Source organism: Shewanella sp. 10N.286.45.A1 (assembly GCF_041470405.1).
Lineage (GTDB): Bacteria > Pseudomonadota > Gammaproteobacteria > Enterobacterales > Shewanellaceae > Shewanella.
Genome location: NZ_JBFRMK010000181.1, coordinates 1 through 19,823, shown reverse-complemented (window position 1 = coordinate 19,823; position 19,823 = coordinate 1). Strand labels below are relative to the sequence as shown.

The 19,823-nt window shown below is 44.1% G+C and carries 15 protein-coding genes and 2 pseudogenes; 10 read left to right on the top strand and 7 right to left on the bottom strand.

Annotated elements, in window-relative coordinates; genetic code table 11:
• Nucleotides 1-162: 162 nt before the first annotated feature.
• Nucleotides 163-477, bottom strand: coding sequence for a met regulon transcriptional regulator MetJ (metJ, locus tag AB4238_RS14250; RefSeq protein ID WP_020914530.1), 315 nt, complete (start codon nucleotides 475-477; stop codon nucleotides 163-165).
• Between the two features lie 209 nt (nucleotides 478-686).
• Between metJ and metB the strand changes: the two genes are divergently transcribed.
• From metB to AB4238_RS14210, 8 genes and pseudogenes are all read left to right on the top strand, one after another.
• Nucleotides 687-1,847: a cystathionine gamma-synthase gene (gene metB / locus AB4238_RS14245; RefSeq protein ID WP_372034013.1), complete on the top strand. Its 1,161-nt coding sequence runs from the start codon at nucleotides 687-689 to the stop codon at nucleotides 1,845-1,847.
• A 15-nt stretch (nucleotides 1,848-1,862) separates the two neighbouring features.
• On the top strand, nucleotides 1,863-4,256 hold the full coding sequence (locus tag AB4238_RS14240; RefSeq protein WP_372034012.1) for a bifunctional aspartate kinase/homoserine dehydrogenase II: 2,394 nt from the start codon (nucleotides 1,863-1,865) through the stop codon (nucleotides 4,254-4,256).
• 446 nt (nucleotides 4,257-4,702) lie between these two features.
• On the top strand, nucleotides 4,703-4,921 hold the full coding sequence (locus AB4238_RS14235; protein ID WP_372034011.1) for a hypothetical protein: 219 nt from the start codon (nucleotides 4,703-4,705) through the stop codon (nucleotides 4,919-4,921).
• Nucleotides 4,922-5,127: 206 nt separating this feature from the next.
• Complete coding sequence (locus AB4238_RS14230; RefSeq protein WP_372034010.1) at nucleotides 5,128-5,703, top strand: cytochrome c; 576 nt, start codon at nucleotides 5,128-5,130, stop codon at nucleotides 5,701-5,703.
• A gap of 10 nt (nucleotides 5,704-5,713) precedes the next feature.
• Nucleotides 5,714-6,791, top strand: a pseudogene (locus tag AB4238_RS14225) (c-type cytochrome).
• Nucleotides 6,792-6,887: 96 nt separating this feature from the next.
• A complete protein-coding gene (locus AB4238_RS14220; RefSeq protein ID WP_372034009.1) occupies nucleotides 6,888-7,253 on the top strand; it encodes a GFA family protein in 366 nt (121 codons plus the stop codon).
• A 17-nt stretch (nucleotides 7,254-7,270) separates the two neighbouring features.
• Complete coding sequence (locus tag AB4238_RS14215) at nucleotides 7,271-7,507, top strand: cysteine-rich CWC family protein (protein WP_372034008.1); 237 nt, start codon at nucleotides 7,271-7,273, stop codon at nucleotides 7,505-7,507.
• Between the two features lie 192 nt (nucleotides 7,508-7,699).
• Nucleotides 7,700-9,535: a S8 family serine peptidase gene (locus tag AB4238_RS14210; protein WP_372034007.1), complete on the top strand. Its 1,836-nt coding sequence runs from the start codon at nucleotides 7,700-7,702 to the stop codon at nucleotides 9,533-9,535.
• A 467-nt stretch (nucleotides 9,536-10,002) separates the two neighbouring features.
• Here AB4238_RS14210 and AB4238_RS14205 read toward each other — a convergent pair whose 3' ends face one another.
• From AB4238_RS14205 to uvrA, 4 genes are all read right to left on the bottom strand, one after another.
• Entirely contained in the window at nucleotides 10,003-11,832 is a 1,830-nt protein-coding gene (locus AB4238_RS14205; protein ID WP_372034006.1) for a DEAD/DEAH box helicase, read from the bottom strand.
• A gap of 226 nt (nucleotides 11,833-12,058) precedes the next feature.
• A complete protein-coding gene (locus tag AB4238_RS14200) occupies nucleotides 12,059-13,024 on the bottom strand; it encodes a M28 family peptidase (RefSeq protein WP_372034005.1) in 966 nt (321 codons plus the stop codon).
• Nucleotides 13,025-13,104: 80 nt separating this feature from the next.
• Nucleotides 13,105-13,410 carry a hypothetical protein gene (locus AB4238_RS14195; protein ID WP_372034004.1) on the bottom strand — a complete coding sequence of 102 codons (306 nt, stop codon included), beginning with the start codon at nucleotides 13,408-13,410 and terminating at the stop codon, nucleotides 13,105-13,107.
• Between the two features lie 16 nt (nucleotides 13,411-13,426).
• Nucleotides 13,427-16,267, bottom strand: a complete 2,841-nt coding sequence (gene uvrA / locus AB4238_RS14190) for an excinuclease ABC subunit UvrA (protein WP_372034003.1) — start codon at nucleotides 16,265-16,267, stop codon at nucleotides 13,427-13,429.
• Nucleotides 16,268-16,532: 265 nt separating this feature from the next.
• Between uvrA and AB4238_RS14185 the strand changes: the two genes are divergently transcribed.
• Both AB4238_RS14185 and ssb read left to right on the top strand, forming a co-directional pair.
• Nucleotides 16,533-17,900, top strand: a complete 1,368-nt coding sequence (locus AB4238_RS14185; RefSeq protein WP_372034002.1) for an MFS transporter — start codon at nucleotides 16,533-16,535, stop codon at nucleotides 17,898-17,900.
• A gap of 644 nt (nucleotides 17,901-18,544) precedes the next feature.
• The gene (gene ssb, locus AB4238_RS14180; protein ID WP_372034001.1) at nucleotides 18,545-19,234 is read left to right on the top strand and encodes a single-stranded DNA-binding protein; all 690 of its coding nucleotides are present in this window, start codon (nucleotides 18,545-18,547) and stop codon (nucleotides 19,232-19,234) included.
• Nucleotides 19,235-19,349: 115 nt separating this feature from the next.
• Here the strand turns inward: ssb and AB4238_RS14175 are convergent, their stop codons facing one another.
• Both AB4238_RS14175 and AB4238_RS14170 read right to left on the bottom strand, forming a co-directional pair.
• Nucleotides 19,350-19,589: a hypothetical protein gene (locus AB4238_RS14175; RefSeq protein WP_372034000.1), complete on the bottom strand. Its 240-nt coding sequence runs from the start codon at nucleotides 19,587-19,589 to the stop codon at nucleotides 19,350-19,352.
• A 3-nt stretch (nucleotides 19,590-19,592) separates the two neighbouring features.
• Nucleotides 19,593-19,823 (bottom strand): annotated as a pseudogene (locus tag AB4238_RS14170) (transposase); the annotation flags it as partial.

Sequence of the window (19,823 nt, the reverse complement as noted above, 5' to 3'; positions counted from 1 at the left end):
CAGGTAGCACGGGTATATAAGTCGCTATAGCCAAAAAACAGACATTATTAAATCGCTGTCTGTATTGCTTGCAAAACCGTTCAGTAACAATGGATCGGCATTAATAGAGCGCGCTATAAAATCAAAAGAGGACCACCTAAGGTCCTCAATGTCATCACTTGGTTATTCGAGCTCTTCCCACTCGATACCCATTTCATCCATGAGGCGCTTAACTTCCGCCGGCATGCTGTCAGGCTTATCTTTTGAAAGGTCACCATCATTTGGCAGCGGTTGACCTGTGTACGCGTGTAGAAACGCCTCACAGAGTAATTCGCTGTTGGTGGCGTGACGTAAGTTGTTCACTTGGCGGCGTGTACGCTCATCGGTAAGCACTTTGAGTACTTTTAAAGGAATAGAGACAGTAATTTTTTTCACTTGCTCATTCTTTTTTCCGTGTTCAGCATATGGGCTGATATAATCGCCGTTCCACTCAGTCATTGACTCACCTGTAATTTTAAAATGCGGGGCAGATTTTAACCCCTTATGCAGCGCAGTCAAATTATTGCCTCTATTTTATGACAAATGCAAATAGATTTCTAAATGCTTGGACGTCTAAACGGCTAAATTGGTTGACGAGGGTGGATAGCTTAGGTACATTTAGACGTCCAGACATCCCTAATAAGAAAATGTAGATAGAGGAGTAGTACATGACCGAGCGTAAACTAGCCACCGCTGCTGTGCGCCAAGGCATTGAGTCCGATACCCAACATGGTGCAGTTGTACCTCCCATATACCTCTCTACAAATTATTCCTTTGATGGTCACAAAAATCCAAGAGATTTTGATTACAGCCGTTCAGGCAATCCAACTCGCTCAATTCTTGGTGATGCGATTGCTGAATTAGAAAAAGGCAGTACTGGCGTGGTGACCTGTACTGGTATGGCTGCAATTACTTTAGCGACCAGTTTACTCGGTCCTGATGACTTATTAGTGGTGCCTCATGATTGTTATGGTGGCAGTTACCGCTTATTTACTAATCTGGCTAAGAAAGGTCAGTTTAAGCTAGAGGTGGTCGATCAAACTGATGCTGTCGCTTTAGCTAGCGCAATTGCCAAACAACCTAAAATGGTTTGGCTAGAAACCCCTTCAAACCCATTATTACGGGTTGTTGATATCGAAGCGATTAGCGCTGCTAGCCATGAAGTTGGCGCATTAGTTGTGGTTGATAACACCTTCCTATCGCCTATCTTGCAGCAACCGCTCTTACTTGGCGCTGATATCGTTATTCACTCGACCACTAAATACATTAATGGTCACAGCGATGTAGTAGGTGGAGCTGTAGTCGCTAAAGACGAAGAGTTAGGTGAACTATTACATTGGTGGTCGAATACACTGGGGCTAACGGGTGGTGCATTTGATAGTTATCTTACCTTGCGCGGAATTCGAACACTTGCAGTGAGAATTCGTGAGCATCAGGCCAATGCCCAGCGTATTCTTGCTACTCTTTGCGCTCATAGTGCAGTGGAAAAGATCTATTATCCGGGTCTTGCAGATCATCCTGGCCATGAGATAGCCGCTAAGCAGCAGAAGGGCTTTGGTGCCATGCTTAGCTTTGAGTTAAAGGGCGGTGAAGAGCAATTAGTCGCTTTCTTAAAAAATCTTAATTATTTCTCTGTTGCAGAAAGCCTCGGAGGAGTAGAAAGTCTAGTGGCAGTGCCTGCAACCATGACACATAGAGCGATGGAACCAGAAGCGCGTGCAGAGGCAGGGGTAAAAGACACCCTTATACGTCTTTCTGTTGGTATTGAAGATGCTGACGATCTTGTTGCTGATATTGAAGCTGCGCTTAATGCAGCTGTAGCTTGTTAATTAAAGGGGTTTAGGATGGCACGTTGTCACTTACATAAATTTGGTGGCTCCAGTTTAGCCGACGCAGACTGTTATCGTCGCGTTGCACATATTCTCCTGACTCATGGTCATAGTGATGATCTAGTTGTGGTTTCCGCAGCAGGTAAAAGTACCAATTTTCTCTACCGCCTGCTTGAGCTGAGCACGACTAAGCAGCTTTGGCAGGAAGAGCTGCAAACCTTAATCAGTTTTCAGCAAAAGCTGATAGAGCAGTTGTTATCTAATGAGCAAGCTCGATCCTTAAGAGAGCGACTGTCGAATGATAAAGCGCAGTTGATAAGCTTACTTTCGTTAACGGCTATCAATGATTACCAGAGCAGCCAAGTGGTGAGCTTTGGCGAACGTTGGTCATCCCGCTTATTGGCAGCGTTACTGCGCGAGTCTGGGGTTGCTGCATCTGACGTAGATGCACGTACTTTATTGATAGCAGATGAAGGCGCAGTGCCACAGATTAGATTGCAAGAGTCACGTCAAAGAGTACAAAAGCTGATTGCCGCTCACCCTAACGAGCGACTGATTATTACTGGCTTTATCTGTGCAAATGACAATGGTGACACCTTGCTTCTGGGCCGTAACGGTTCAGATTTTAGTGCTACGCTAATCGCAAGTCTCGCTGATATCGAACGGGTAACTATTTGGACTGATGTTGAAGGTGTATTTAACGCCGACCCCAACAAGATCAATGATGCAAAACTATTGAGTAGCTTGTCGTTAGATGAAGCCAATCGGTTAGCGCATTTAGGCTCGCCAGTATTGCATAACCGCACTTTGCAGCCACTATTTGATACCCAAGTTAGCCTAGCAGTGCGATCTAGTTATGCGTCTCATACAGACTTTACCTTGATTGCGCCTAAAAGCTCTTCAGCTAGTGCACCTGTAGTAACCAATCTTAATAGTGTATCTCTGTTTAATATCCAGCTGAATGGTGCTTTCTCTGAACTGCTTAATCTATTGATTGATTCAGGGCTATATCCATTAGCTCACTGGTCGTTGGCGCAGAAGCGCGTTGAATTAACCGTTACGCTTGAGAACCAGAAGCAAGTGCAAGCGCTACTTGATGCCAATAGCGATGCCTTAGGAATTACAGATGTTCAGGTAAGAGACGATCTGGGATTAGTCGCCTTAGTCAGTGCCGACGCAGACCTTTACCGCCGTGGTTTTGCCAGACTATTAAGTCGTAATGCACGTCCATTGTTTAATGACGGTATGAGTTTAGTGACGTTGGTGCCACAGACGCAGGTGAATTTGCTAACTCAGAAGGTACATCGTCGCTGCGCAGGCCCACGCAAACGTATTGGTGTACTGTTATTAGGTGTAGGCAATATTGGTGAGGCATGGATAGATCTGTTTGATGGCGCTAGAACTGCGTTAAATAAAGAGCTTGAAGCAAGTGTTGATTTAGTGGGGCTGGTGAGTTCACGTAAAGCTTTGATCAGCGATAAGGGCATAGCCCTTGATAGCTGGAAAAGTGAATTTGAACAACAGGCAACTCCATGGCAGTACAGTCATCTTTTTGAAGAGTTGCAGGGACTTGAATGCGATGAGGTTGTAGCGCTTGATATCAGTGCGAGTGCTGATCTTACATTGCAATACCCTGAGTTTTTTGCCCGTGGTATTCATGTTGTCAGTGCTAACAAGCTTGCAGGCTCTGGCCCATTACCTTTTTATCGCGAGTTGAAGCTACAGCTGGGGAATCGCCGATTATTTTGGCGTTATAACGCCAGTTGTGGTGCCGGTCTGCCCGTGCAGCATGCTATTAATGATCTGCACAATAGTGGCGACAGCATTGAAGCGGTTGGTGGGATTTTTTCTGGCACTCTATGTTGGTTATTTGAAAACTACGATGCCGTTAAACCTTTCTCTGAGCTAGTCATCGATGCGCGTGGACTTGGGATCACCGAACCCGATCCGCGAGATGACCTGTCTGGTCGCGACATGCAGCGCAAATTGCTTATTTTGGCTCGTGAAATTGGTTTAGAGATAGAGCTTGAAGATATAGAGCTAAAATCCTTGGTACCCGCGCATCTTGCTGAGTTGCCGCTTGAGCAATTTTTATCGCGTATAAATGAGTTAGATGAAGACATGCTACAGCAATATCTTGCAGCAGTTGAGCAAGATAAAGTGCTGCGTTACGTCGCTGCATTAGACAGAGTCGATGGCAAGCTTAAAGCTGAAGTGAGCTTACAATGGGTTGATAATAGTCATCCATATGCTAATTTGACCCCAGGGGATAATGTATTTGTTATCCGCAGTAAATTCTATCAGGACAACCCGCTTATTATTCGTGGACCCGGTGCGGGTCGTCAGGTTACCGCTGCGGCAGTGCAATCTGATCTGGCACATATCTGTCGAGACCTACTGCAAGAGTAGCTACTCTAAGCAAGATATCGTCAACTAATAGTGAGTGCATTTCAGTTTATGGAATGCACTTTTTTATTACCGGCTATACCTGTTTAGAGTTGTCAGCAGAAGAGCTCTAAAAGTCGATTATCTGACAATTGTATGAGACAAAAATTTTAGTTTGATAAAGCTATAGTTGCTCTCAACATTTTATGAAAGCTCTCCACTTATTAACGCTAACCTTATTTAGTTAAATTAGGTTGAGCCGCATATACTCTGACCCATCAGTTGAATCGCCATTAAGTGTGATTAAAGCAACGCTTTGGGTCCAAAGGTATTGGTCTTATTTTGAGTTGTTCATTAGTTGAGTAGGGCCTATTAAGCTACTAGATTATTTGGGTATTTTTCAACATAAGACAAATTTGATTATGGAAAATCACATAAAATACCTCGCTATATTGCTTATGGTTCTGGGCATGACGGTTTGTCAGGGCGTCCAGTTTCGCACCAATTTAACTCCTTCCTATGTTGTTGATGCTTACGAGACAAGTAAAGTCGTAGAATACTCTGTTGAAGAGGTTTATAACCATGACTCACAGATGATTGGTGATGTTAATGCCTCATATTGCCAAACTATAAACACTCCTCCGCCTGTATATTCCAAAGTTGTAGATAACCTTAAATTCCAAGTTTAGCAAATTGGAGGTAATGGCATAGTGGTTATGGAGTGCACGAAAGAAGATTCTTTTGTTGCTTGCATTGCTAGACTGGAGTGTCGAGCTTTAGCTTATGAAGTTAAATTTTCTTGAATTTTAGTTGTCGTTAGTAAAGCAAATAGTTTCAAAACGCTATTGTTAACATATCTATAGATGGAGGTGCGATAATGAAGCGTGGATTCATAATGTTGGCTTTACTTATGTTAAGTAGTGCATCTTATGCAGCTATGCCGCCTCAGGCTGCGCTGTGTGGCAGTTGTCATGGTTCTCAAGGGCGAGGTGTTGAACCCTTAGGTCCTCGATTGGCAGGGCTGCCATCAGACTATATAGTGAAGCAAATTAAACTATTCCAGTCAGGTAAAAGACAAAATTCAACAATGCAACCGATGGCGATGACCTTGCTGGGGGATGCCATTGTCGCGGTTGCTGAGTATTTTTCTGCCTTTGACGTGCCTATGGTTACACCGCATCTACGTGGAGAGAAAGCAGTCTATACAGATCCAACTGAACAGTTAGTTTATCAGGGCGGTTGGCAACGGGTGATTCCTGCATGTGTCACCTGTCATGGGCCTTCGGGGCATGGTGTTGGTGAATTCCCAAGGCTTGCAGGTCAACAAGCTTCTTATATCAAAAGCCAGTTACTTGCTTGGCAGAAAGGTACCCGAAGTGGTGATCAGGACGGCGTGATGGGCACCATCGCAGGTAAGCTCACAAGTGCAGAAATTGATGCATTAGCCAAATATTTTTCAGAATTGAAATAAGGAGTTAACCATGAAATTACATCATTTTAGTTGGCTCGTTATTAGTCTATCTTTCAATATTGGTTTCAGTGCTGTTGTACAGGCAGAAGAACTACCCGATAAACAGGCAGAGCTTAATGCTAAAATTAAGCAGCAAGGACAAACATACCTAACTAACGCCAGCACCGCTAAGCACTATTCCTGAGGGGGAATTTGGCGACAAAGTTCGCCTAGGTTACCAGCTGTTTGTTAACTCTCAGCAGATGAGGGATGCGTACGTAGGTAATAATCTTAACTGCTCTAATTGCCATATGGATGCAGGGCGACGAGCCAATGCTGCACCATTGTGGGCGGCCTACTTTGCTTATCCCGCATACCGGAAAAAGAATGATAAAGTAAACAGTTTTGAAGAACGTCTACAAGGGTGTTTTACCTATTCAATGAATGGCAATCCGCCAGCATCTGCAAGCAAAGAACTGGTCGCTTTGTCGGCTTATTCATACTGGTTAGGAATGAGCGGTTTGATGCAGCAAGCTGGGATTGATAGTCCGGTGCCGGAACTATCTGATAGCGAACTGTTAAGGGGGGGAGGGAAGCGCGACGAAATCCCCTTACCTGAGTCAATAAAAAGTGCCATGACGTTTGAGCAGCGTGCGTCTCTGCCGGGTAAAGGCTACCCTAAAATTGCCAAACCAGTGCAAGCTTATTCGCCAGAGCGAGGCAAGAAAGTGTATGTAGCTCATTGCCAGTCTTGTCATGGTGATGACGGGCAAGGTTATGAAACATCGGGGGTTTACTCTCTGCCGCCACTCTGGGGCCCTCAAAGCTTCAATTGGGGAGCAGGTATGCACAGAGTTAATACCGCAGCCTATTTTGTCTATGAAAATATGCCATTTGGTAAAAGTTACCAGCTAAGTAACCAAGATGCGTGGGATGTTGCCGCCTTTATTAATGCTCAAGAGCGGCCACAAGACCCTAGGTTTGAGGGTGATATTAAAGCCCTGAAAGAGAAGTATCATAAACATCAAGGCTATTACGGTAGCAGTGTAAATGGACATAAAGAGCTGGGCAGTAACGCTTATCCTATCAATCCTAAGCGCAGTAATTAACCCGTTTAGTGCACTGTACGGAATCAACAGGGTTCGCTAGCGCGAGCCCTTTTTGTTACATTGAACTTTGTTCTGATATTTGGAGTATAGGCTTTGATGCAAACACATACCGCCAGTTGCCATTGTGGCGCAGTTAAGTTGTCTCTAAACCTACCCCAAGGGGTGACAGACTTAAGGCGTTGCGACTGTTCCATGTGCCGCCGTCGAGGCACTATAGTGACTTCCGCTGAACTTGATGGGCTCGAGGTTATTAGTGGTAATGACAAACTATCGCTGTATCAATTTAATACTTTTACTGCTAAGCACTATTTTTGTAGTGTCTGCGGTATATACACTCATCATCAACGCCGCTCTAATCCAAATCAATTTGGCATAAATGTGGCGTGTATTGATGGGGTTAATCCATATGAGCTGACCAATGTCGCCATGCCCGATGGAATTAATCATCCAGCGGATCGATAAAATAGCAGGTGAAATGAATGACTTTAGACGCTACTACCTGCCCACTATGCCAATCTGAAAATCGCTGCGCCGTGCAGCAAGGCGAGAGTATTGAGCAGTGCTGGTGCCTCTCGCAACCATTTCCTGCGAAGACTGTGCTAGATAGTGAAAAGCTAGCTAGTAGCGTGTTAGATAGTAAATCTTGTTTATGTCAGGCGTGTATAAAGAAATTGAAGCTGGAAGAGGAGAGTCAACTTTATAAACAAATTAAGTAACATAACTAAGTTACTTGAGAAACAGCTCTCTATGATATTTGATCAAGTTTAGTTGCTCTTTTTCTGATGCGCGGCTGTCTTTTGGATAAGATATATCGTTTTAATCAATCGTAGGTGGTGGACTTCAACTCCTTTAGCGGTAAATATGTTGATTGTTTGAGAGGAACTCAATCGTCAACACTAAGGGAAATTATGACATCTCTACTCAAAAGAATACTCCTTGGCTTAGCGGCTACAACTGCATTTTACGCTAATGCAACCACGGAGTTTAATGACACTAATACTCAAAATTACCTAATTACTTATCAGCAGGGGGCTATACCTGCTCAATATCAAGCGAAGTTAATTAAAAACATAACCACGTTAACAGCTGGAACTGTAGCTTTGATAGGCTTAACTGCCTCAGAGGCTGAAGCATTAAGCCAACTCGATGGGATCCGTGTTGAGCAAGATGTTGAGCGTAATATTGTTCTTCCTCTCTCAAGCGAGCCATTTTCGCTAGAAAAAGGTAAGAGTGATATAAGCTTAACAAACTATATAAATGCAGATTTTGAAGCGTTAGAGCATCAAGAAGTAACACCTTATGGTATTGGATTAACTCAAGCGGACAAAATACCACAGCCCGACAATAATGGTATTAAAGTCTGTGTAATAGATACTGGTATTCAAGGTAACCATAATGAGTTCCAGCAGACCAACGTATCAGGAAACCATAGCAGTTACTCTCACTTTTGGTATAACGATGCGTCAGATCATGGCACTCATGTTGCTGGAACCATTGCTGCAAATGAAGACGGTAAGGGTATAGTGGGCGTTGTTGCAAATGGTGCTGTAGATATCTACATTCAAAAATTAACAAAAACAGCTTCAGGTGAAAACTCTATTATGCGGGTGTCACATATTCTAGAAGCCATGGAAGTATGCGCCAATCAAGGTGCCAACATCATTAACTTGTCACTGGGAGGCTATGCATCATCAGAGACTGAACGTGATGTTTTTGATCGCATTGCTGATAAAGGAATTTTAATTATTGCCGCAGCAGGTAATCATGGTTCAACCGCACCCAGCAACGACGCTTATATGTATCCAGCTTCATATCTGAATGTGATGTCAGTAGCGTCGATAGATGAGCAAACTAATTTGTCCAGTTTTTCTGCTGTTAATGATGCGGTTGAAATTGCAGCACCAGGAAGCAGGGTACTATCAACAGTTGATAGTGAATCAGTCAATATAGAATATTTTGAATTTAATGGTTTGGACGGCCTTTATTATTGGTCACAGTTTAAGCAAATTGATGCAGGTAATATATCTTACCCTTTGATATCTCAATTAAATGAGCAATGCTTGTTTAAGATTAACTTTGACACTTTTGCTGAGCAGTACTTTACTGGTGAGATCTCTGCCGCAAGTAAAGCTAAATTGGACATCGCAACACAATCTTGTAAATCCAGTAATGGTGAAGTACTTATCACTTATTTTGACGTACCTTCATATGTATCCAGCTGGGTCAGTGAAATTGCCCACAATATTAATTACGCGACTGAATTTCCTACTCTGACGGTATCTTCTTTAGTAGGGCGCTTTATCAATGCGAACGGCTTGATGTTAACTGCGTATAACCAGTATAAGTATGGGTATAAATGGGGCACATCAATGGCCACACCTCATGTCTCAGGGATTGCAGCTAAAGTATGGAGTCACTTCCCACAATGTAATAGCACTCAAATTCGAGAGGTATTGAACTATACAGCGACAGATCTCGGGGAGGAGGGGCGTGATGATCAATTTGGTTATGGTCTTATTAATACCAAAGCGTCATATGACTATATTGAGCAGAATGGTTGTGACATCCCAGCATCAGCTTGCCCTAAAGCTTGGTACGAAAACAAGGCGTATCTAAACGGCGATCAAGTTACATTTAATGGTGAGGTTTTTGAAGCCAATTATTGGAGTAAAAATGCTGCACCTTCGTTGCATCAAGCTCCCTACGAAGAATGGCGTAAGGTTGGCATGTGTCCTACAGATTAGCCAAGCTGTGCGATCAAAACCTATTATTTTAAAGTGTAATAGCAACTCCATTAAAGAGTTGCTCATTCAGTGGGAGTTTAAATCACTTTAGACAAGTAAGTAGCCTATTGCTAATAGCTATTCTTTATCGAATGCCACATGCGCTGTATTAAGTGATTTCCCCATGCCTTAAATATCAGTCGTACGTTGTGAGCGTCTCAGTGGACTTTCACTGCTAGGTTGCATTGTCTCAAAGGGAATAACCATTTATTCCCTAACGCGGCTTGAACTGAAAGCCCTGATAAAGCTCTGAGCTGAGTGTACCCTTAATGGTATTGGTATAATGATGAAATCATGTCTAATAGTTTTGATTGCCTAATAGGGCTAAGTATTAGATACAAAAAAGGAGCCAACAGGCTCCTTTTTTATAGAATATTTTGTCAATTTCCAATGAAGAGAAACTGACGATAATGTATTAGTTGGCAGTATTACTCGCCAGCTGGACCTTTACGGTGCGGCTTTCTGTCACCAGAAGGACGACGGTCGCCAGAAGGCTTACGAGGACGACGTGGAGGACGGCTATCGCCACCTGAAGTGTTCTCGAACTTCTCACCCGCAGCTTCGCGAATGTTCAATGGGCGGCCACATACACGCACTTTTTTAAGGTGCGCTAACACATCTTTTGGCATGCCATCTGGCAAATCGATTGCAGTGACTTGATCAAATAATTGGATTTGACCAATGTAACGGCTGTCGATGTTTGCTTCGTTTGCAACAGCGCCAACGATGTTACCAACGCCAACACCATTATCACGACCTACATCGATGATGTAACGGCACATCTTAACATCTGGGTTATCCTTCAGTGAGTCTGCTGAGCCAATGTTAGCTGGCGTAGGGCGAGATTCACGACGAGGACGGTCACCACGGTCACGGGAGTTGCGATCGTTACGGTCACGTGAATTGCGGTCATCACGGTTGTCGCGCTGACGTTCGTTCATTGACGGTAATTGTAGTGGACGATCTTTCTGAACTTGTTGCAGTAAAGCTGCAGCAAGTACATCTGTATCAACTTCTAGCTCCTGACATAGCTTTGCAACTGCGCCTTTCATGAAGTCTAAAGAGTCTTTAGCGATGACTTCGCCAATTTGCTCACCTAAACGAGACAAGCGACGCTCAGTCACTGTTTCAGGACTAGGAATATCCATTGGTGAGATGCGGCTCTTAGTTGCACGTTCGATGGTGCGCAACATACGCATCTCTCTGTGTGTAACGAACAGAATCGCCATACCTGTACGACCAGCACGGCCAGTACGGCCAATACGGTGAACATAAGCTTCAGTATCATATGGGATATCGTAGTTTACTACGTGCCCGATACGCTCAACATCAAGACCACGTGCTGCAACATCAGTCGCGATGATGATGTCTAGCTTGCCGCGCTTGAGTTGGTCAACAGCACGTTCACGCGCTTGTTGATTCATATCACCGTGTAGTGGTGATGAAGCGTAGCCACGAGCTTCTAGCTTTTCAGCTAGCTCAACACAACTGTTACGAGTACGAACGAAGATAATAATACCTTCTGTCTTCTCTACTTCTAGAACGCGAACTAATGCTTCTAGTTTGTTGTGTTGTGATACTTGTACAAAACGCTGCTCAATCGTTTCAACAGTCGTTGTTGTTGCTGCGATTTTAACGTGTACAGGCTCTGATAAATATTTGTTAGCAACACGCTTAATTTGCTCAGGCATAGTCGCTGAGAATAACGCTAGTTGGCGTTGCTTAGGTGTGTGCTCAAGGATCCATTCGATATCATCGATGAAGCCCATTTTTAGCATCTCATCAGCTTCATCAAGTACCATTGCTTTTAGTGACTCTAACTTAAGAGTGCCACGACGCATATGGTCCATCACACGACCTGGAGTACCAACAATGATTTGTGGTCCACGACGCAATGCATTCAGTTGTTGATGCATGCTTTGTCCACCGTAAATAGGTAGAACGTGTAGGCCTTTCATGAATTTAGCGTAGCTGCCAAATGCTTCAGCAACCTGAACAGCTAGTTCACGTGTTGGTGCAAGTACTAAGATTTGTGGAGAATGAGTATTTGGATCAATGCTGTTTAGTAGAGGCAGTGCAAATGCACCAGTTTTACCTGTACCTGTTTGAGCTTGACCTAAAATATCTTTTCCAGCCATGAGAGGATCGATACTCGCAGCTTGGATTGGAGTTGGTTTTTCGTAACCGAGCTCATCAAGAGCACGCAACAAAGGCTCGGCAAGACCGAGTTCGCGGAAAGTTTTTTCACTGGATGACATGGGTTGTAGCCTTGTGGAATAGCAGAGTGCAATAAAGCACTTATGTTTATAGACAGAAAATCAACCCCGTGTCGACTTCCCGCACCGAAAACGTATCAGTAAGCCGACTAGTATAGCAGGGTATAATTGGTATTACCATTTAATGATGCTATTTTTCTCTATATTCAAAGCAAATACTAGGCCAGTTAGTGACTTACAGTAAAATAAAAATCAATGAACGTGGCTTTTATGGGGCGTTTTTCAGAAGAAAACTGTCGATAACCAACAGTTGGTAAGCAGATTCCACTGTAGTGGCGACAAAGCTAATATCTATTTTATCTGCGATATCACTAGGTTGATGGTAATCTCTATGTGTTGGAACGCCAAAGTAAAGCCAGGGGATCCCTATTTTGTGCATTGCGTAATGATCTGATGCACGTAATAGATCAACACTGATAACACTGCCGTCGAATGATTTTGGCTGACGAGTCTTTATGCAAAGTTGGTTTGATTGAGTCATTAGTTGCTGCATTTTATCGAATGAGTCAAATCGCCTTGCTCCTTCGATATAGATGGCGCTGCGACGATCGGGTCGGCCAATCATATCCAAATTGATAGCAAGCTCAATCTGGGGCATTTGCGGTTGGCTGCTAATATTTTTCAATTCATCAGCAAGTGCATAACCGCCATAAAGTCCAGGCTCTTCAGCATCTGTTGCAACAAAAAGTAAGTTTATTGGACTGCCTTTGTTAGCGGCGTGCTCGGCAAGTTGCAGTAAGCCTGCGACTCCCGAGGCATTATCATCTGCACCGTAGTATATGCGAGAGCCTTTGTGGCCAAGATGGTCATAATGGGCGAGAACAACTCGCCATTTACTGGTTGGTGCCGTGGCAAGTAGCACGCCAGCAATATTAATTCCGACTCTGTCACTAAAAGATTTAGTAAAGCTAAATGGATGTTGGAATTTACCTTGCCAAGGCTCAAGCCCGACCTGTCGAAACCGTTGAATGAGATAGTCTCTTGTTAACGCAGCACCTTCAGAACCGGTTTTTCGGCCTGCGAATTCTGTTGAAGCCAGTTTATGTATATCGCGACTAATCTGTGCTTGGTCTGCCCATGATGTGCTGGGATGTTTTTGGCATTGGGAGGTTGAACTACAGGCATTCAGGCTTAGAGTGGTGATAATAACTAAGAGAGTCGTTAATTTTTGCATTTAACTGTCCCTTTATATATGCAAAAAGCCATTACAACAGTGACTCAACCTACAGGTAATGGCTTTAAATAGCGATACTGTTACTCACTTTGTTGATTTTTAGCCGATTGATCAATATTCGACAACTTTAGCTTGTACTCGTGTGTTCCTGAAAAAAGCCGTTGTTTTGCGCCCACAACCACTTGGGATTGCGGTGCTAAGTTACCGACATCGACTCGGGCTACTGAGCCATTAGGCAGAGAAATCGTGCTGCTTTGCGGGTCGCTGCTTATGACTCTGGCTTCAGTTGAGGCACATTGACCAAATAATGGATCGACGACTACCATAGCTAGCAGGCCTAGCGTTACCGCTAGGCCTGAGGCTAATAAAATATTACTGCTTGTCATTGAACTGGATGATCTCTTACTTTGCTAAAAGTGGTTTTAAAAAGCGTGCTGTGTGTGATTCAGTATTCTCAGCGACAACTTCAGGAGTACCTACTACCAAAATGGTACCACCGCCTGAACCACCTTCTGGCCCCAGATCAATAATCCAATCCGCGGTTTTTATCACATCCAAGTTATGCTCAATCACCACTATGGTATTACCGTGGGATTTAAGGCGATGCAATACATCCAATAACAGCTGAATATCTGCAAAGTGCAAACCTGTTGTCGGCTCATCCAAGATATATAACGTTTTGCCGGTATCACGCTTAGATAGCTCTTTAGCCAGCTTAACCCGCTGCGCCTCACCACCAGAAAGAGTGGTCGCACTTTGGCCTAAACGAATATAGGACAAACCAACATCCATTAGCGTTTGCAGTTTGCGGGCGACCGCTGGAATGGCATCAAAGAAAGGTCTGGCTTCTTCAACGGTCATCTGCAGCACTTCGTGAATATTTTTGCCTTTGAAGCGAACATCTAAGGTTTCGCGATTGTATCGCTGGCCTTTACAGCTATCACATGGCACGTATACGTCAGGTAAGAAATGCATCTCTACTTTGATTAAGCCATCACCCTGACAGGCTTCACAGCGTCCACCTTTAACATTAAATGAGAATCGACCTGGCTGATAACCACGAGTACGAGATTCTTGAGTGGCCGCAAACAGTTCGCGAATAGGGGTGAAAATCCCGGTGTAAGTCGCGGGGTTCGAGCGTGGTGTACGGCCAATGGGGCTTTGATCTATATCGACCACTTTATCGCAATGATCCATCCCGACAATACTTTTGTACGGTGAGGGTTCATCAACTGTCGCGCCATTCAACTCGATATGAGCAATCTTATAGAAGGTGTCATTGATTAGGGTTGATTTACCTGAGCCGGACACACCGGTAATACAGGTAAACAGTCCTACAGGGATCTGCAGGTCAACATCTTTGAGGTTGTTACCAGTAGCACCAAAAAGCTCAATGAGTTTGTTGGGGTCATACTGGGTTCGCTCGGTTGAAATGTGGATCTGTTTTTCACCAGATAAATACTGGCCAGTGATAGACTCTTTACACTCAAGCAGGTCGTTAAGGGTACCTTCACCTATAACTTGCCCACCATGAACGCCGGCACCTGGGCCGATATCGATGACGTGATCAGCCATACGGATAGCATCTTCATCATGCTCAACCACAATGACGGTGTTACCGAGATCTCGCAGGTGAATAAGCGTTTGTAGAAGGCGCTCATTATCACGTTGATGCAGGCCAATTGACGGTTCATCGAGCACGTACATTACGCCAACGAGCCCTGCGCCAATTTGGCTGGCAAGACGAATACGTTGCGCCTCACCACCGGACAAAGTGTCGGCAGAGCGTGATAAACTGAGGTAATTAAGACCAACATTAACCAAGAAGCCCAAACGGTCGCGTACCTCTTTGAGGATCTTTTCGGCGATCTGTGCACGTTGGCCAGTCAGTTCAAGCTTTTCAAAGTAATCCATGGCTTCGCCAATAGACCACTGGGTTAACACTGGTAAGTTCAACTCTTCAATAAACACGTTACGTGCTTCTTCACGTAGGCGTGAACCGCCACAACTTTTACATGACTGAGTATTGATAAACTTGGTTAACTCTTCGCGAACAGCATTAGATTCTGTTTCGCGATAGCGCCTATCCATGTTATTCAAAATCCCCTCAAAAGGGTGATTCCGAACCACGACATCGCCGCGATCATTGATATATTTGAAGGCGATGCTTTGGGTACCTGAACCGTAAAGCACGATGTTTCTGACATCATCGGTTAACTGTTCGAAAGGTTTTTCTATATCAAATTTATAATGTTCAGCCAAAGAACTGAGCATTTGGAAATAATAGAAGTTACGTCTATCCCAGCCTCTAATCGCGCCGCCAGCGAGTGACAGTTCAGTATTGGTGATCACTCTTTCTGGATCGAAATACTGCTGTACGCCTAAACCGTCACAGGTTTGACATGCACCTGCTGGGTTATTGAATGAAAAAATGCGCGGTTCAAGTTCCGCCATAGAGTAGCCACAAACAGGGCAGGCGAAATTGGCTGAAAACACATGCTCTTCTGCTTTTACATGTCCCTCAACAGGATCCATACTGGTGACTTTTGCTATCCCGCCAGATAGTTCAAGGGCGGTTTCAAATGATTCTGCTAAGCGCTGCTTAATGTCATCACGGACTTTAAAGCGATCGACGACCACTTCAATGGTGTGCTTAACGTGTAAGTCGAGTTCTGGTGGATCGGTTAAATCGCACACTTCGCCGTCAATTCTAGCGCGAATATAGCCCTGCGCCGACAGGCTCTCTAGTAGCTTTACGTGTTCGCCTTTACGTGCATTCACCACAGGGGCAAGCAGCATTTGGCGACTGCCTTCAGGCATTTCGCACACTTTGTCTACCATTTGACTGACTGTTTGTGCAGCTAATGGCTCGCCGTGAGTTGGACAGCGTGGCTCGCCAACTCGGGCAAACAACAGTCTCAAATAATCATAGATTTCGGTGATAGTACCCACGGTAGAACGTGGGTTATGCGAGGTTGATTTCTGCTCGATAGATATAGCAGGGCTCAAGCCTTCGATGTGATCAACATCGGGCTTTTCCATCAAACTTAAAAACTGACGAGCGTAGGCTGAGAGTGACTCAACATAACGTCGTTGACCTTCTGCATACAGGGTATCGAATGCTAAAGATGATTTTCCAGAACCTGATAGCCCGGTAATAACAATAAGCTTGTCGCGAGGTATGGTTAGGTTGATGTTTTTAAGATTGTGGGTACGAGCGCCACGTACTTCAATATTTTCCATCTAGCGTTCAGATCTCAAAGCCGAAAAAAGTGGTTAAGTATCTCACAAATTTACCTTAGGCAATAGACAAAGTAAGCTATCAATTGTAGGAGAAATATAGCCTGTTGACAGGAAAAGTTAGCAAAACCAAGCATGCATGCGGGTTTGCCGCTAATGCTTAAAAGAGGGTTTGACTATACATCTTTTACTTTTCCTTTTGGGCTATTGAAAAACTTCGTGATAAACTGCGCGCCTTATTTAGAGTTCACTGATCAGGGCGAGGGCAATGGCCAATAACGGACTTTCGAAGACTGAGAAAAAAGTAGCGTTTTCTTTAGCCAGTGTATTTGGATTGCGCATGATGGGTCTGTTTATGATCATGCCTGTCTTCGCACTTTACGGGCAGCATCTAGAAGGCTTTTCACCGTTATGGGTGGGTATTGCAATTGGTGCTTACGGCTTAACGCAAGCCATTCTACAAATCCCAATGGGGATCTTATCTGACAAATATGGTCGTAAACCCATAATTTTAATTGGCTTACTGATCTTTGCTCTTGGCAGCTTAGTTGCTGCCAATGCAGAAACAATTTATGGCGTGGTCGCAGGTCGAGCCCTACAGGGGATGGGGGCTATTGCTGCCGCGGTACTGGCATTGGCTGCTGATCTAACACGCGATGAACAGCGCACCAAAGTGATGGCAATTATCGGCATGTGTATTGGCTTTTCCTTTGCCTTATCATTACTTGTCGGCCCTATTGTTGCCCAACATTTAGGCTTATCGGGTCTGTTCTTTATGACAGCCGGCTTAGCTGTATTAGGGATGTTGATTGTACAGCTTTTGGTGCCGAATCCTATCTCACAAGCACCGAAAGGCGATACAGTTGCTGCACCTGAAAAACTGCGCCGGATGTTGATTGACCCGCAGTTATTTAGACTCGATGCTGGTATCTTTATTCTGCACTTAGTGCTGACCGCTGTGTTTGTGGCACTGCCTTTGGACCTAGTCGATGCAGGACTTGCCAAAGAGGAACATTGGATGCTGTATTTCCCAGCATTTATGGGGGCCTTTTTCTTAATGGTGCCGCTGATTATTATTGGTGTTAAACGCAATAATACTAAAGCGATGTTCCAAGTTGCCTTGCTCATAATGATGGTGGCATTGGGTTCAATGGCACTATTTGCCAACAATCTGATGGTATTGAGCATTGCAGTGGTGTTGTTTTTTACTGGCTTTAATTATCTAGAAGCGTCTTTACCAAGCTTGATTGCCAAATTTTGTCCAGTGGGTGATAAAGGCTCTGCAATGGGCGTGTACTCCACAAGCCAATTCTTAGGCGCTTTTTGCGGTGGCTTACTCGGCGGTGGTGCGTATCAACTAGTTGGCGCAGAAGGCGTCTTTGCAGTTGCCTTGGTCTTAATGGGCATTTGGTTCTTGCTGACATTTGGTATGAAGAACCCTGTGTTACTCAAGAGCTACACATTGGAAGCTGACGTGTCTGATAAGCAAGCTGCCAAAGCGATGGCGACTGAACTGTCTGCATTAGCTGGTGTGTCTGAAGCTATCGTGGTACTCGAAGAGAAAGTGGCTTACTTAAAAGTAGGTGATGATTTTGACTTGAAAGCTGCACGAGCGGTATTAGGCACTGAAAACTAGTAAGTGTTTGAGTCGGTTATGTCGAGAATCTAGGAAATAAACGGAAGCAATACTGTTATTCATTATAGTAGTATTGCTTTTATGTTTAAAGACAGCAGTTAAATCGCCAACTAAACAGTCGCTAGCATAAAGCGATAGAGTCAAATACTGCTAGGAAACGCTGGCTGAAGTACTCTCTGAAAATTTACCCCCTTAAATGATGAATAGGCTATAGGGCTCAGCTAAGTTGCAGCTATCATTGCGCTTTCTACTTTTCGTCGGTTGCCAAGTAACAATTCCACCTTATAGAATAGGCTGCTTTGCATACGCTTTGGTAATTCGGGAGAAAGCATCACTTGCCCTTTTTCGGTTTTAACAAAGCTTGTTGCAATTATTGCTTTGGGGAGTGATAGTCGCATTGAAATATTGTAGAGCATCCGCTGTTTGACGATTTATCTCTTACTGGCTAGCTATCTTCCTATTTTGCACGCTAATCTCTTTAAAAATCGTCAGTTAGTGTTGACTGAGATCATTAACCAGCAGAACTGCACTCGCGATTAATCCGGCTTATTTAAAAGTTGCTGAGCTTTTCGATTTGAGAGTAGCCTAAGCTGTGTTACGCTCTGTCGATTGGTACAAATTTTAAAATTTAGCAGGAGATTTCAATGGCCAGTCGTGGTGTCAATAAAGTAATTTTGGTGGGTAACTTAGGACAAGATCCTGAGGTTCGTTACATGCCGAACGGCAATGCCGTAGCCAACATTACCGTGGCGACAAGTGAGTCTTGGAAAGATCAAAGTGGTCAGAAACAAGAGCGCACTGAATGGCACCGCGTAGTGATGTTTGGCAAGCTTGCTGAAATCACTGGTGAATACCTACGCAAAGGTTCTCAAGTTTACCTAGAAGGTAAATTGCAAACGCGTAAGTGGAAAGACCAAAGCGGTCAAGATCGTTACAGCACTGAAGTCGTTGTTGATCAAGGCGGTCAAATGCAGATGTTGGGTGGCCGTGGTCAAGGTCAAGGTGCTCCAGCTCAAGGTGGTTATCAGCAACCACAGCAGCAAGCTCCTCAACAGGGTGGTTATGCGCCTAAGCCTCAGCAGTCAGCGCCTCAGCAAGGAGGTTATGCACCTAAGCCTCAAGCGGCTCCAGCACAAGGTGGTTACCAGCAACCACAACAGCAGCAGCAACAAGCTGCACCGGCACAAGGTGGCTACCAAGCACCACAGCAGGGTGGATATGCTCCTAAGCCACAAGCAGCTCCAGCTGCTCCACAACAGCGCCCAGCGCCGCAGCCACAGCAGAATGTAACACCAGATTTGGATGACGGTTGGGATGACGATATCCCGTTTTAGCAGGCGGTTTATTTAAACTGTAAAGCTAATGCTCAATTCGATAATAACCCAGCCTAAGTGCTGGGTTTTTTTGTTTAAAATGATAGTGTAATAGGGGAGTTCATACTGACTTGTTTTACCAAGGCTCGATATGATACTTATCTAGAATGGCTTGATATTGACCCGTTTCTTTGATGTTCTGTATCCCTTCTGCGAATTTATTGGCATAGTTCTGCTCAAGATCTTTATGGCTAAATCCGACAAAAAGCGGAGATGAAATCCCTTCACTACCTGCAAATTTTATACTGTCGTAATAATCATACTTTTTGGCATTATGTTCAATGACATAACGGTTACCAATTAATACCAATTGCATTTACTAATTGACCAATTTAATCCAATCTCTCCAGTACAAACTTTTGACTCTATTTAGATCTGAAATAAAGGTATTTCACGCTATGGATACCTGCTCAACAATGTCATCAAAGCCTGAGAACGTTCTATTAGATAAGCATCTTTGTCTGAGCCACTGCCAAACTTGTTCTATTGAGTTTAACTCTGGTGAATAGGGTGGCAGCTTGAGCAATGATAATACCAATAGCATTAAGTA